The sequence below is a fragment of the Streptomyces sp. NBC_00019 genome (assembly GCF_045041015.1).
In the GTDB taxonomy this organism is placed as follows: Bacteria; Actinomycetota; Actinomycetes; order Streptomycetales; family Streptomycetaceae; genus Streptomyces.
In genome coordinates this window covers 9,311,371-9,324,027 of record NZ_CP108302.1, presented here as the reverse complement: position 1 = coordinate 9,324,027, position 12,657 = coordinate 9,311,371, and the positions used below count along the sequence as shown (strand labels likewise).

General features: G+C 71.7%; 15 protein-coding genes. 10 read left to right on the top strand and 5 right to left on the bottom strand.

The features are described from left to right. The first annotated feature begins 61 nt into the window (after window positions 1-61). From OHU89_RS43270 to OHU89_RS43260, 3 genes are read left to right on the top strand one after another with little or no spacing between them, the layout of a single operon-like run. Window positions 62-1,075 (top strand): iron-containing redox enzyme family protein, encoded by a 1,014-nt coding sequence (locus tag OHU89_RS43270; protein WP_405650819.1) that lies wholly within the window; start codon window positions 62-64, stop codon window positions 1,073-1,075. A 21-nt stretch (window positions 1,076-1,096) separates the two neighbouring features. Further along, entirely contained in the window at window positions 1,097-1,747 is a 651-nt protein-coding gene (locus OHU89_RS43265; RefSeq protein WP_405650816.1) for a HemK2/MTQ2 family protein methyltransferase, read from the top strand. Then, window positions 1,728-1,925, top strand: a complete 198-nt coding sequence (locus OHU89_RS43260; protein ID WP_266884618.1) for a CDGSH iron-sulfur domain-containing protein — start codon at window positions 1,728-1,730, stop codon at window positions 1,923-1,925. The genes OHU89_RS43265 and OHU89_RS43260 overlap by 20 nt, the downstream gene beginning before the upstream one ends. Here OHU89_RS43260 and OHU89_RS43255 read toward each other — a convergent pair. Continuing rightward, the gene (locus OHU89_RS43255) at window positions 1,922-2,386 is read right to left on the bottom strand and encodes a hypothetical protein (protein ID WP_405650814.1); all 465 of its coding nucleotides are present in this window, start codon (window positions 2,384-2,386) and stop codon (window positions 1,922-1,924) included. The two genes, OHU89_RS43260 and OHU89_RS43255, sit on opposite strands and share 4 nt — an antisense overlap. 245 nt (window positions 2,387-2,631) lie before the next feature. On the opposite strand from OHU89_RS43255, the gene OHU89_RS43250 reads away from it, so the two are divergent. Then, entirely contained in the window at window positions 2,632-3,033 is a 402-nt protein-coding gene (locus tag OHU89_RS43250) for an STAS domain-containing protein (RefSeq protein WP_405650812.1), read from the top strand. A 134-nt stretch (window positions 3,034-3,167) separates the two neighbouring features. Here the strand turns inward: OHU89_RS43250 and OHU89_RS43245 are convergent, their stop codons facing one another. Beyond that, a complete protein-coding gene (locus OHU89_RS43245) occupies window positions 3,168-3,590 on the bottom strand; it encodes a protease inhibitor (RefSeq protein ID WP_266884624.1) in 423 nt (140 codons plus the stop codon). 324 nt (window positions 3,591-3,914) lie between these two features. Between OHU89_RS43245 and OHU89_RS43240 the strand changes: the two genes are divergently transcribed. The 4 genes from OHU89_RS43240 to OHU89_RS43225 all read left to right on the top strand — a co-directional run bounded on the left by OHU89_RS43240 (window position 3,915) and on the right by OHU89_RS43225 (window position 8,479). Continuing rightward, a complete protein-coding gene (locus OHU89_RS43240; protein ID WP_405650810.1) occupies window positions 3,915-4,466 on the top strand; it encodes a hypothetical protein in 552 nt (183 codons plus the stop codon). Window positions 4,467-4,670: 204 nt separating this feature from the next. Then, window positions 4,671-6,254, top strand: coding sequence for a purine-cytosine permease family protein (locus OHU89_RS43235; protein WP_405650808.1), 1,584 nt, complete (start codon window positions 4,671-4,673; stop codon window positions 6,252-6,254). An 81-nt stretch (window positions 6,255-6,335) separates the two neighbouring features. Continuing rightward, window positions 6,336-7,505, top strand: coding sequence for a lactate 2-monooxygenase (locus OHU89_RS43230; protein ID WP_405650805.1), 1,170 nt, complete (start codon window positions 6,336-6,338; stop codon window positions 7,503-7,505). After that, a complete protein-coding gene (locus OHU89_RS43225) occupies window positions 7,502-8,479 on the top strand; it encodes a 2-hydroxyacid dehydrogenase (RefSeq protein WP_405650803.1) in 978 nt (325 codons plus the stop codon). Before OHU89_RS43230 ends, OHU89_RS43225 begins: the two co-directional genes overlap by 4 nt. Here the strand turns inward: OHU89_RS43225 and OHU89_RS43220 are convergent. The 3 genes from OHU89_RS43220 to OHU89_RS43210 all read right to left on the bottom strand — a co-directional run bounded on the left by OHU89_RS43220 (window position 8,476) and on the right by OHU89_RS43210 (window position 11,227). Then, window positions 8,476-10,077, bottom strand: a complete 1,602-nt coding sequence (locus tag OHU89_RS43220; protein ID WP_405650801.1) for an RICIN domain-containing protein — start codon at window positions 10,075-10,077, stop codon at window positions 8,476-8,478. The two genes, OHU89_RS43225 and OHU89_RS43220, sit on opposite strands and share 4 nt — an antisense overlap. A 523-nt stretch (window positions 10,078-10,600) precedes the next feature. After that, window positions 10,601-10,978: a toxin Doc gene (locus OHU89_RS43215; protein ID WP_266884636.1), complete on the bottom strand. Its 378-nt coding sequence runs from the start codon at window positions 10,976-10,978 to the stop codon at window positions 10,601-10,603. A gap of 3 nt (window positions 10,979-10,981) precedes the next feature. Next, the gene (locus OHU89_RS43210) at window positions 10,982-11,227 is read right to left on the bottom strand and encodes a hypothetical protein (protein ID WP_266884638.1); all 246 of its coding nucleotides are present in this window, start codon (window positions 11,225-11,227) and stop codon (window positions 10,982-10,984) included. A gap of 157 nt (window positions 11,228-11,384) precedes the next feature. Here OHU89_RS43210 and OHU89_RS43205 point away from each other — a divergent pair, with 157 nt between their 5' ends. Together OHU89_RS43205 and OHU89_RS43200 are read left to right on the top strand one after the other, a co-directional pair. Further along, the gene (locus OHU89_RS43205; protein WP_405650797.1) at window positions 11,385-11,891 is read left to right on the top strand and encodes a methylated-DNA--[protein]-cysteine S-methyltransferase; all 507 of its coding nucleotides are present in this window, start codon (window positions 11,385-11,387) and stop codon (window positions 11,889-11,891) included. Between the two features lie 14 nt (window positions 11,892-11,905). After that, on the top strand, window positions 11,906-12,628 hold the full coding sequence (locus tag OHU89_RS43200) for a 2OG-Fe(II) oxygenase (protein ID WP_405650795.1): 723 nt from the start codon (window positions 11,906-11,908) through the stop codon (window positions 12,626-12,628). Window positions 12,629-12,657 lie beyond the last annotated feature (29 nt).

The following is a 12,657-nucleotide window of genomic DNA, read 5'->3' as shown; positions in this document are numbered from 1 at the left end:
CCACCTCACGGTCCGCTACCCACGGACGGGTGACCTCGTGCCGCCCGGGTACCCGGGGCGCATGGCACAGGACCCCGAAGGACCACGGCTGCCGCCCGCCCGGGGGCCGGTCTCCGCAGCCGTTTCGGAGTATCTGCTGGGCGCAGGGCCCCTGCCCGGCGACGCCGACGTCGCCCGCGCGGCCGTCTACGGCGACGACCTCCAGCTCGCCCTCTACCTCTGCTACGAGCTGCACTACCGGGGCTTCGCGGGCGTCTCGCCGGACCCCGAGTGGGACCCGGCCCTGCTGCGCACCCGGGCCGCACTGGAGCACCGTTTCCTGACGGCACTGCGCGCCGACACCCCGGTGCACGACAGCGTCGAGGACGCCCTGGGGGGACTCCTCGTCGAGCCCGTCGACGGCACGGGCGCCGGCCACTATCTGCGCGACGAGGGCGAGCTGTGGCAGCTGCGCGAGTACGCGGCCCAGCGCTCGCTGTACCACCTCAAGGAGGCCGACCCCCATGCCTGGGTGCTGCCGCGGCTGTGGGGACGGGCCAAGGCGGCCATGGCGGCGGTGGAGTTCGACGAGTACGGCGGCGGCCGCCCCGACCGGGTGCACGCACAGCTGTTCGCGGACCTGATGACGGACCTGGGCCTGGACACGACGTACGGGCACTACCTGGACGCCGCCTGCGCGGAAGTCCTGGCGACGGTGAACCTCATGTCCCTCTTCGGTCTGCACCGAGCCCTGCGGGGCGCCCTCGTGGGCCACTTCGCGGCGGTGGAGGTCGCCTCCTCGCCGGGTTCCCGGCGACTGGCCGAGGCGATGCGCCGCACGGGCGCCGGGGCGGCCGCCGCACACTTCTACGACGAGCACGTCGAGGCCGACGCGGTCCATGAGCAGGTCGTCCGCCACGACGTCATCGGCGGACTGCTCACCGAGGAGCCGCATCTCGCGTCCGACGTGGCCTTCGGCGTCGACGCCACTGGACTCCTCGAGGACCGTTTCGCCGACCACCTCCTGGCCGCCTGGCGCTCGGGCCGGTCGTCCCTGCGGGCACCGCTCGATTCCGAAATCTCCCATATCTCCTGAATGCCGGGGTACTCGAGCCACATGACGCTGGTACCACCGGGTGTCTACACCCCGCAGGAGGACACCGCGCTGCTGGCCGGAGCACTGTGCGACGAGCCGCTCCCGCCGGGCGCGGAAGTACTGGACATGGGCACCGGAAGCGGGGTACTGGCGCTGGCGGCCGCGCGCCGCGGCACCCGGGTGACGGCGGTGGACGTGTCGTGGCGTGCGGTGTGCACCGCGCGGATCAACGCCCGGATGGCCGGGCTGCGGGTCCGCGCCCGGCGCGGAAACCTCTTCACTCCGGTACGGGGACGGTCCTTCGACCTCATCCTCACCAACCCGCCCTACGTGCCCGCACCGGCCTTCCGACGTACCCCCCGACGCGCCTGCCGGGCGTGGGACGCGGGCCGTGACGGCCGGCTGGTCCTGGACCGGATCTGCCGGGAGGCTCCGGGTCTGCTGCGCCCGGGAGGCGTGCTGCTCCTCGTCCAGTCGGCGCTCAGCGGCCCCGAGGAGACGCTCGGGCATCTGCGCGCTGCCGGGTTGAAGGCCTCGGTGACCCTGCGTCGCCGGATCGCCTTCGGTCCGGTGCTGCGCTCCCGGGAGGACTGGCTGCGCGAGTGGGGGCTGCTGTCCGCGGCCGAGAACAGCGAGGAGCTGGTGGTGGTCCGTGCCGAAGTCCCCCGCTGACCCACCCTGCCGCATCCGGCTCGAACGCCGTGGTCCGCTGCTGGTGGACGGCCCCGTCGAGGTGGAGCTGGAGGACGGGACCACGGTCTCCTCCGACCGTTTCCGCGTCGCCCTGTGCACCTGCCGCCGCAGCCGCCGCTATCCGTGGTGCGACACCAGCCACCGCGAGCGGTCCTAGGCCCCGCCCCGCGCGTCACCGGCCGGGCACCAATGCCTTTCCCACACCACCCACACCTGCCCCTCGGAACCGCGATGGATCCGCAGTCCGTCGACAACGCCCAGCAGGGGCAGCCTCGTTGCTCCGTCGGGGTGGTCCCGGTCCCGGGCGATCAGCACGTCGTCCGTGCCCGCCACCGTGATACCCCCGCGGTCCGCCGTCAGGACGATCCGGCAGACGTCCGCCGTAGTCCGGGCCAGCAGACAGCTGCTCACCCGCCGGCCGGCGTCGAGCAGGGAGGCCAGGAACCACGCCGGCGCCTCGACGACCCCGGTGACCGCGGCCGTCGCCGCGCCTGCCGCCACCTCGCCGCCGCGACGGGCGAAGTGTGCCGTGAACTCCATCTCCAGCGCGGGTTCCAGCAGTCCGAACTGGGTGAGCAGCGGAGGCTCGTCGGAGGGAGTGTGTACTGGCGTACCCACGTCCCACCCCCTGTTGCGCGACAGCGGTGCAGCCGGGGGTTGGGGCGGCACGGTGACTCTACGGCGCCGACAACCGCTTGAACAGGGCACCGACTTGCAGAAACGCCGACTAAAAGTCAATAACTATTCGCGGAATTCACCATGTCGAGTGAACTAGATCTTGCGCCGGGCTCCTCAGGGATGCCCCGCACCCACCGGGGTAGTTACCGAGATCGAATACGCGCCCCTGCCGAGGTGGAGCCGACATGACACCGGAGTCCGGCGATCGTGCCCCCGGACCTTCCGAGGGCACCGGCGGATCCGGCCCCCCGGCGGCGAACCCGTACGCCCGCACCTACCGGCGCGACCCCTTCACGGTGGTCGAGGCCGCGGGCGAGATCGACATGGCGACCGCGGGTTCCCTGGCCGAGCATCTGCACGCCGCGACCGAGGGCGAGCGGCCGGACGTCCTGGTCGACCTGCGTACGGTCGACTTCTTCGACTGTTCCGGCCTGCGGGTCCTGTGCCGGGCGGACTCCCGGGCGCGGGAGCACGGCGGGCGGCTGCGGATCGTCTCGCGAAGTGCACGCATACGGCGGCTGCTGCGCGCCTCGGGGTTACTGGGCCGCTTTCCGCCGCTGCCGGAACTGCCGGAGCGGCGGGGCTGATCCGAAGGCCGGCCGGGCGGCCCCACTCCGCCCAGCCGGCCCCCGTACGAGATCGCGAGGGATCCCCGCGTCAGGGCTCGCGCTCCCCAGCCACGAGCCGCTGCAGATGCACGGGGACCCCGCGACCCCGGTCCCTAGAACGCGAAGAGGCTGGTCCCGTGGGTGCTCTTCACGCACTCATTGGCGAAGGTGCGCTCGTAGGAGACGCGTCTGCCCTGCCAGACACCGTCGACGGTGACGACCACCGGGTCGTACTGCTTGGTGCACAGCACGTCGCCCCGGCCCGTCAGCGCGTCGAAGTCCCCGCCGACAGTGCGCAGTTCGGCACAGGCGAGGGCTGCCGCGGGATGGCTTCCGGAGGACGTGGGGGCGCAGGTCAGGGTGACCGCGCGGGCCGGGGTGGCGAGGGCGGCGCTCTCACCGTGGCCGACGGTGAGCACCAGGGCCGAGGGGGCGTAGAGCGAGGCGGGGGCGGCGAGGGCGGTCCCGGTGAGGGGGCCGCAGACGGCGGTGGCCGTCAGAGCGAGGGTCGCTGCCCAGCGCGCGGTGTTCCGCATTGTGTGCATCCTTCCGCTGATACGGGGGTGGTACCGGGCCCGGCGCGATCGGTGCCGGACCGGCGAGCGGGAGTCTGCCGAGTCCGCGGCCGAATCTCACATCGACCCCATGGGTTTCAGTAACCTTGTGTGTTGAATCAGTGGCGTGAAGTCACGTAATTCGAACGTGTCAGCGCCGGAACCACAGGGTTCTTGATCGTCTCGACCGACCGAATGGCCGGTTCACCCCGCCTCCGCAATAGGCCTGAAACATTCCGGTTGAGCTCTCGGCGGACCCTGCCCGCACCCCTTGCGTTCACGCTCCGGTCGAGTAATCGTCATTACATGATTACGACAGAGCAGCAGGAGAAGCTGCGCGGCTGGTTCGCCGGCCGCCTGCCCGACGACCTCTTCGAGGAACTGGCCGAGCTGACGGTCGACCGCGAGGAGATCACCGTGATCGGCCGCGTCCCCGCGCCCCGGCTCGCCGAGGGTGCCTCGGCCACCGAACGGGAGGCCGCCGTACAGAGCCGTGTACAGGAGTTCCGGGAGCGCACCCGGCAGGCCCGGATCGAGGTCGCCGTCGAGGCCGAGCACCGGTTCCGCAGGAAGGTCTCCTGGGGTGTGGAGTGCGACGGGGAACGCGCCCTGTTCACCCACGTGTCCGCACCCGTCATGACCCGGCTGCGCCAGCCCGAGCGCCAGGTCCTCGACACCCTTATCGCGGGCGGCGTGGCGCGCAGCCGCAGCGACGCGCTCGCCTGGTGCGTGCGCCTGGTCCAGAAGCACACCGACGACTGGCTCGCCGAGCTGCGGGACTCCCTCGAACACGTCCAGCGGGTACGGGCCCAGGGCCCCGACGCCGAACCGGAGGACACGTCGCCGGACACCGAGTGATGGAGGTTTCGTACAGCAGCGACACAAAAGATGGATGAACCGTCCCCTGGTGTGGCTCTTGCCCCCGGCCGTACCGTCGGCAGACCCCCGAGAGGGCGGCATCCCCTCGCATCGCACACCCCCGCCAAGGCGAGCGCCCGTTCCTCACCCCGACTCGCTCGCGTCACGACGCGCTCCACCGCCGGTCCCCTCGTTGGAGCCCCCTTGTCCCCGCAGCCCGACACCTCCCCCGCGCCGTCCCTGACCGAGGTCGAGACCCACGGCGTCGACCGCATTCCCGACGCCGAGCGCACCGCGACCCCGCTGGACCTGTTCCGGCTCGCCTTCGGCGGCGCCAACACGTTCTCCACCTGTGTGCTGGGTGCCTTCCCGATCCTGTTCGGCCTCTCCTTCTGGCAGGGCCTGGCGGCCACGCTGCTCGGAGTCGTGGCGGGTGCGCTGATCCTGTGCCCGATGGCGGTGTTCGGTCCGGTCAACGGCACCAACAACGCCGTGTCCTCGTCCGCGCACCTCGGTGTGCACGGCCGGGTGATCGGCTCGTTCCTGTCGCTGCTGACCGCGATCGCGTTCTTCTCCATCTCGGTGTGGAGCTCCGGGGACGCCCTGGTCGGCGGCGCCCACCGGCTCTTCGGCCTGCCGCGCGGCGACCTGTCGTACGTCGTGGCGTACGCGCTGTTCGCCTGTCTGGTCCTCGCGGTGTGCGTGTACGGCTTCCGGTTCATGCTGTTCGTCAACAAGGTCGCGGTGGCCGCGGCGAGCCTGCTGTTCCTGCTCGGCGCGATCGCGTTCGCCGGCGACTTCGACCCGTCGTACGCGGGCGTCTTCACGGACTCGGCGGACGCGGCCACGCAGTCGCTGTTCTGGCCGTCCTTCATCGGCGCGGCGCTGATCGTGCTGTCGAACCCCGTGTCGTTCGGCGCGTTCCTCGGCGACTGGTCGCGCTACATCCCGGCGAGCACCCCGCGCCGCAAGGTGATCGGCGCCGCCTTCCTGTCGCAGATCGCCACACTGCTGCCGTTCCTCTTCGGCCTGTCGACCGCCAGCATCATCGCGGCCAAGGCACCGGGCTACGTCGACCCCGCGGCCCCCGACTTCGTGGGCGGCCTGCTGGCGATCTCGCCGGGCTGGTTCTTCCTGCCGGTGTGTCTGATCGCGCTGATCGGCGGCATGTCGACGGGCACGACCGCGCTGTACGGGACCGGCCTGGACTTCTCGTCCGTCTTCCCCCGGCTGAGCCGTGTGCAGGCGACGCTCTTCGTCGGCGTGCTGTCGATCGCGTTCATCTTCATCGGCCGGTTCGGCCTGAACCTCGTGCAGTCGATCTCGACCTTCGCCACGATGATCATCACCTGCACGACGCCGTGGATGGTCGTGATGATGCTGGGCTTCTGGACCCGCCGCGGCTGGTACGACCCCGACGCCCTCCAGGTCTTCAACCGCCGTCAGCGCGGCGGCCGCTACTGGTTCGCGCACGGCTGGAACTGGCGGGGCATGACCGCCTGGTGGGTGTCGGCGGTGATCGGTGTGCTGTTCACCAACATCCCGGGCCAGTTCGTCGGTCCGCTGGGCGACCTCGCCGACGGCGTCGACATCGGTCTGCCGCTGTCCCTGGTCGTGGCCGCCGTCCTGTTCCTGTCGCTGCTGCGGCTCTTCCCCGAGCCCCGGGCGGTGTACGGGCCGGAGGGCGCGCGGCTGGCCCGTACCGTCGACGTGCCGGTGCCGCCGATCACGGGACCGGGCGCGGAGTCCGGCGAACCGGAGCCCGTCGCGGTGACGAACGGCGGCTGACCCCGGTGTTCTGACCGGCGTCTACTCGCCAGTATCGTCGGAGCGCAACGCGTTCTCAGCGACGAGAGGCGGGACGTACGGATGGCGAAGCACTGGGCGGACTTCCAGTACGAGATCTATCTGAACGGCATGTCGGGCGCCGTACCGCGGCTGCCCACCGATCTGACCCGGCTGGAGGAGCTCACCGAGCAGCGCCTCGGCCCCGGCCCGGTCGGATACGTGGCAGGCAGCGCCGGTGACGGGAGCACCGCCCGGGCCAACCGGGCCGCGCTCGAGCGGCGCCGGATCGTGCCGCGGATGCTGCGGGACGTGCATGAACGGGATCTGTCGGTCGAGGTGCTGGGCCGCGCCCTGCCCGCCCCGCTGGCCCTGGCCCCGGTCGGCGTGCTGTCGATCATGCACCCGGGCGCCGAGTCCGCCGCCGCCCGGGCCGCCGCGGCGCAGGGCGTGCCGTACATCCTGTCCTCGGCGTCCAGCACTCCGATGGAGCAGGTCGCGGAGGCGATGGGGGACGCCGAGCGCTGGTTCCAGCTGTACTGGCCGAAGGACCCCCAGGTGGCCCTCAGCTTCCTCGGCCGGGCCAGGGCCGCCGGGTTCACCGCGCTCGTCGTCACGCTGGACACCCCGCTGCTGGCCTGGCGGCCGCGCGACCTCGACCAGGCCTATCTGCCGTTCCTGCACGGGGTGGGCACCGCCAACTACTTCTCCGACCCGGCGTTCCAGGCGGGCCTGGCCAAGCCGGTGGCGGAGGATCCGAACGCGGCGGTGATGCACTTCGTGGGGATGTTCGCGGACCCGGGCAAGACCTGGCCGGACCTGGCGTTCCTGCGGGAGAACTGGGAGGGGCCGATCGTCCTCAAGGGCATCCTGCACCCGGACGACGCGCGGGCGGCCGCGGACGCCGGGATGGACGGGGTGGTGGTGTCCAACCACGGCGGCCGGCAGGTGGCCGGTTCCGTGGCGGCGGCCGATGCGCTGCCGCGGGTCGCCGAGGCGGTCGGGGACCGGCTGACGGTCCTGTTCGACAGCGGGATCCGCACCGGCGACGACGTCTTCAAGGCGCTCGCGCTGGGGGCGGAGGCGGTGCTCGTCGGGCGACCGTACGTGTACGGCCTGGGCCTGGACGGACAGCCCGGCGTGGAGCACGTGATCCGCTGTCTGCTCGCCGAGCTGGACCTCACCCTCGCCCTGTCCGGGCACGCCTCCCCCACCACCGTGGGACCCGCCGACCTGATCGAGGACCCCGTATGACGACCGCGAAGAACGTGCTCGCCGTCGTCGCGCCCCATGTGGGCGGCCGCACCTCCGGGGCCGGGCTCGCCACGCTCTTCCCGGGCGAGGCGAACGTGACCGTCGTGGAGAAGGCCGACGAGAACCCGCAGGCGCTGCGCGCGGCGCATGTGATCATCACGGCGCTCTCCCCCGTGACGGCCGAACACCTCGCCGCCGCGCCCGAGCTGGAGCTGGTGCAGTGTGCCAGCCACGGCTTCGACTATGTCGACGTGGAGGCGGCGCGGGCCCGCGCGGTGGACGTCTGCACCATCGGCTCCAGCGGCGCCGAGGCGCAGAACGTGGCCGAGCAGACCTTCGCCCTCATGCTCGCGCTCGCCAAGCAGCTCGTCCCGGCGCACACCGCGCTCGTCGAGGCCGACTGGGCGCTGCCCCGGCTGCAGCGCTCCCTGACCGAACTGTCCGGGAAGACGCTCGGCATTGTGGGGCTGGGGCAGATCGGGCGGGAAGTCGCGCGGCGCGCGGTCGCGTTCGACATGAGCGTCGTCTACGCCGGACGGCGCCGACTGCCCAAGGAGACCGAGGCACAGCTGGGCGGCGCCCGTCATGTCCCCCTCGACGAACTGTTGCGCACGTCGGACTACGTCTCCCTGCACACGCCCCTGACCGAGGAGACCCGGCAGCTCCTCGACGCCGGCCGGCTCGCGCTCCTCAAGCCCACCGCGTTCGTCATCAACACGGCGCGGGGCGCCCTGATCGACCAGGACGCCCTCGCCGACGCCCTGGAGAAGGGCGCCCTGGCCGGGGCGGGCATCGACGTCTTCGACCCCGAACCGCCCACGCCGGCCCTGCGGTTGCTGCGGGCCCCCAACGTGGTGCTGTCGCCGCACGTCGGGGGTGTCACCCGGGAGACCCTGGTGCGGATCGCCCTGGCCGCCGTCCAGAACGTGGCCGGCCATCTGGCGGGCGACCCGCCCCGCGACGTCGTGAACTAGACGGGTCCCCCGACCGCCCGGGCGGACGGGGTGCCGGTGCCCGGGACCGAGAGGGCGCCGGCGGTCGGCGAGACCGGGTCGGTCACCCAGCGCTGGCCGTCGGAACCGTCACGCACCTTGACGACGATGTCGGCGTCCGCCGCCCCGGTGGTGGAGGTCAGGGCGAGCTGCTCGTCCCAGCGGGTGAGCAACTCGCCCTGCACGGTGATGTCGTAGCGCACGTCGTCCGCGCGCTTGCTCTTCTCGTCCGCGCAGGTCCCGAGGATCACCACACCGGCGTCCACATGCGAGTCGAGGCAGAGGTCGGGGTTCGCGGCGCTGTGCAGCAGTCCGTCGTCGTCGTACGTCCACTTCTGGCTCTCCGCGTCCGAACAGGTCTCCAGCTCGGTACCGGCTCCCTTCCGCACCTCGCCCCGGATGTCGAGGCAGAGGTCGGCGGCGACGTTCCGCAGCCTGGACTGCTGCGGAATCAGGGGGAGTTGGGCCGTGCCCGGCGGGGAGGAGGACACACCGCCCGAGGCCGACGCGCGGCCCCCGGAGGCGCTGGTGGAAGCGGCCGGCTCGACGCCGCCGTCGTCCGACCACAGGTTCGCGGCCAGCACGCTGGCGAGCAGTCCGGCGGAGGCCAGGCCCACCCCGGTGAGCAGCACCCGTGAGGGCCGAGGCCCCTCCGGGGGGCGGCGGCCGGGGGACGGGATACGGGACAGCAGGCCACGACGGCCACCACCGTGCCGGGCACCGCCACGACTGCGCGGGCCGGAATCGGTACGTCCCGGACGGGACTCGAGATAGCGGCGGGCACCCCAGCCGAGCACCGCCTCGGCGAGCAGCACGCCCAGGCCGCCCTCGAAATGGCTCAGTTGCTCAGCGGCGAAACGGCAGTAGCGGCACTCGGTCAGATGCTGCTGGACATCCGGCAGCAGGGCTCCGCCCCGGCGTATCGGGACGTCGAGGAGACGGTTGTAGAACCGGCAATCCTTGGTCGGCGCGAGTTCCCGATGGGCAAGTACACAACCCTCGCGGAATTTTTCCCGCGCCTGTTCGAGAGCGGCCGACGCGGTGTCGGTATCCATGCCGAGCAGTCCGGCGGGGACGGCAATCGGCTCGGCCTCGACCTCGGTGTGCCAGAGCAGACAGCGGGCGAGTCCGGGCAGAACCTGGAAAGAACGCTCGGCGAGTTTCCGGTTTTCGGGCGTCATGGACTTCGCCGCCCGCATACCGCGGCCGCCGGCCGGTTTCCCGAGGTCCGGCAGAACAGCGGATATTCGCTCCTCGGCAGACCACTCACGAACGGTGTCGCGGACGCGTACCAGAAGCCTCGGGCGCAGTGCGGTGGCCTGCTCGCCGAGTGCCAGCCGGTCCAGGACCTGGTGGAAGGAGGCCGCGGTCACCATGGAGGCGACGTCCGAGCGGGAGGCGAGACAGATGACGGCGTATTCGTGGACGGGCGGCCAGTGCCGCGCCATCAACAGCGCGGCGGACTGGGCCGCCTCACCGTCCGGACGACCTCTGAGCAGGGAGGCGAGGTCGTCGTCGGATTCCCCCGGAACTCCGCCTGGGGGCGGGTAAGGAGGGCGAGGGGGGTGGGGGGTTGGCACTGAGCGGATTCCTTCCCACGCGCAGGTGACTCTGAGAAGTTCTGCTCGCCGAAAAAGTCGGGGATTGGTGTATACCTTTTTGGCGAGGCGCGAGGAGTACGAATTCACCAACGACCCGTCCGCCCGGGTTCCCCACCGGACGAAAGAAGACCCGGCCATTACCCCCCGCACGGGTAGTTCACCCTTGCACAACACTGTCATGACCAACAAGGCACTTGAGCAACATACGCACCGTTGACGGAAAGTCAGAAACGGTTGCCATGCAGGTCGTCCGTGGTGGTGCACGGCATTCCAGGCGCCCCGTGTGAAACACGCGCACGCGCCGGAGCGACGCGCACGCTCCCGGCGCGCACCACCCCGTAGTGCACTGGTACCGGCCCCTCGGAGGCCACGCGCGGGACGGCGGCTCTCCTGCGCGAAACGGCCGCCGACCCCGATCCTCCCGCCCTCGGTCGGCGGCCCCGAGGGCGGGCCGGGGTCGGCCCCGGCCGGGGGCGCAGGTGCCTGGACGGCGGTCAGGGCCCTATATCTGCCAGGAGCGCAGCCGGTCTGCCGCGCCGTACACATCGGTCTTGCCGGAGATCAGATCGCGGGCGAGGTCGACGAGGACGCCGTAGGGCGGGTCGATGCCGACGCCGCTGACGAACATGTAGGCCACCGCCGTCGCGCAGGCGAAACGGGCGTTGGCCGACGGCAGGGGTTTGAGCAGGGCGAGCGTGTGCAGCAGGGCGGCGGCCCGCCAGGCCGGATCGGAGTCCACGCCGAGACGGGGCGGGTCGACACGGTGGCGGGCGACGGCTGCCACCAAGGCGGAGAAGTCGTTGATCGTGGGCTGGTCGGGCAGGACCTCTTCGTGACGCTGGAGCAGCCAGGGCACGTCGATGTGGACCACGGGAGCCATCGGTCAGACGACCCGTCCCTCGCCCTTGACCGCCGGTTCGTCGTCGGGGAACGCGGCGGCGAACTCGTCGGCGTGGGACGCGAAGAACCGCCGGAAGGCCTCCGCACCCTCCTGGAGCGCGCGATGCCGCGCGATGTCGGCCGCGGCCGCCTCCCGTACGAGGGCCTTCATCGACGTACCGCGCTCCTTGGCGATCTGCCGCAGGTCCTCTAGCTCGCGGTCACTGAACTCCACGTTGAGAGCTGGCATGCCCTTCACGGTACCGCTGTGGTACTTACTCGTAAATACCCCCTGCTCAGAGCCAGTACACAGGGGTACCGCGAGGCTCGAGCGCCCTGTCCGATTTCCGCCAGCAGCATCCCTGGCCGCGCAGCAGACTCGTAACGGAAGGGAAGGGAACGGACCCATGACGACGTACACGACGTTGCAGAGCCCGCTCGGTGAACTGCTCCTGGTCGGCGGGGAGTCGGGACTCGCCTCGCTGTCGATGCCGGGGCAGCGGGGTGCGCCGGCCGTCCGCCCGGAGTGGCGGCGTGACGACGCGGCCTTCGCCGAGGCCGCGGAACAGCTGTCCGCCTACTTCGCGGGCCGGCTCACCCGTTTCGAGCTACGGCTCGCCGCCGACGGCACGGACTTCCGGCAACGGGTGTGGCAGGCGCTCGACGACGTCCCGTACGGCACCACGACCACGTACGGCGCGGTGTGGCGCGGGCCGACACCCCGGCGGTGGGCGCCGCACTCGGTGCCAACCCTCCCCCAGTGCCTTAAAGGCCTGGGGGACCCCCAGCTGATCGTGCGGCCCTGCCACCGGGTGATCGGTGCCGACGGCTCGATGCGTGGGTACGCGGGCGGTGTGGAACGCAAGGTGCGGCTGCTCACGCTCGAGGGTGCGCTGCAGCCGATGCTCGGATGACGGGAGGACCCACCATGACCCCCACCCTCACCCAGGCCCGCGGGCGCGTCGCCCGGACCGACTGGGACGCGCTGGCCACCGCACTGGACGAGCACGGCAGCGCGCCCACGGAGCAGTTGCTGACGCCCTCCGAGTGCTCCGATCTGGCCGCGCTGTACGAGAAGCCCGAGCTGTTCCGCACCACCGTCGACCTGGCCCGGTATCGCTTCGGTTCGGGCGAGTACCGGTACTTCACCCACGACCTGCCCGCCCCGGTGGCCGCCCTGCGGGCCGCGCTCTATCCGCGCCTGCTGACCGTCGCCCGCGACTGGGCGGCCCGGCTCGGCCGCCCGGCACCGTGGCCGGACTCCTTGGAGGAGTGGCTGGAGCGGTGCCACGCGGCCGGGCAGGACCGGGCGGCGCAGATCCTGCTGCGCTACGGGGAGGGCGACTGGAACGCCCTGCACCGTGACGTGTTCGGCGAGCTGGTCTTCCCGCTCCAGGTGGTGGTCGGGCTCGACGCGTACGGCACGGACTACACGGGCGGTGAGTTCCTGATGGTCGAGCAGCGGCCCAGGACCCAGTCACGGGGCACAGCCACCGTGCTGCGACAGGGCCACGGTCTGGTGTTCACCACCCGGGACCGGCCGGTGCGCACCCGGCGCGGCTGGTCGGCCGGAGCGATGCGGCACGGCGTGAGCACGGTGCGCTCGGGCCGGCGGCACGCCCTGGGGCTCGTCTTCCACGACGCGTCCTGAACACGAGGGCTCCATGACCTCGTGAGAGT

Excerpts from the sequence above, each read along its gene's own strand:
- OHU89_RS43270 (WP_405650819.1), top strand. The coding sequence starts at position 62 with ATGGCACAGGACCCCGAAGGACCACGGCTGCCGCCCGCCCGGGGGCCG.
- OHU89_RS43265 (WP_405650816.1), top strand. The coding sequence starts at position 1,097 with ATGACGCTGGTACCACCGGGTGTCTACACCCCGCAGGAGGACACCGCG.
- OHU89_RS43250 (WP_405650812.1), top strand. The coding sequence starts at position 2,632 with ATGACACCGGAGTCCGGCGATCGTGCCCCCGGACCTTCCGAGGGCACC.
- OHU89_RS43245 (WP_266884624.1), bottom strand. The coding sequence starts at position 3,590 with ATGCGGAACACCGCGCGCTGGGCAGCGACCCTCGCTCTGACGGCCACC.
- OHU89_RS43240 (WP_405650810.1), top strand. The coding sequence starts at position 3,915 with ATGATTACGACAGAGCAGCAGGAGAAGCTGCGCGGCTGGTTCGCCGGC.
- OHU89_RS43230 (WP_405650805.1), top strand. The coding sequence starts at position 6,336 with ATGGCGAAGCACTGGGCGGACTTCCAGTACGAGATCTATCTGAACGGC.
- OHU89_RS43225 (WP_405650803.1), top strand. The coding sequence starts at position 7,502 with ATGACGACCGCGAAGAACGTGCTCGCCGTCGTCGCGCCCCATGTGGGC.
- OHU89_RS43215 (WP_266884636.1), bottom strand. The coding sequence starts at position 10,978 with ATGGCTCCCGTGGTCCACATCGACGTGCCCTGGCTGCTCCAGCGTCAC.
- OHU89_RS43210 (WP_266884638.1), bottom strand. The coding sequence starts at position 11,227 with ATGCCAGCTCTCAACGTGGAGTTCAGTGACCGCGAGCTAGAGGACCTG.
- OHU89_RS43205 (WP_405650797.1), top strand. The coding sequence starts at position 11,385 with ATGACGACGTACACGACGTTGCAGAGCCCGCTCGGTGAACTGCTCCTG.
- OHU89_RS43200 (WP_405650795.1), top strand. The coding sequence starts at position 11,906 with ATGACCCCCACCCTCACCCAGGCCCGCGGGCGCGTCGCCCGGACCGAC.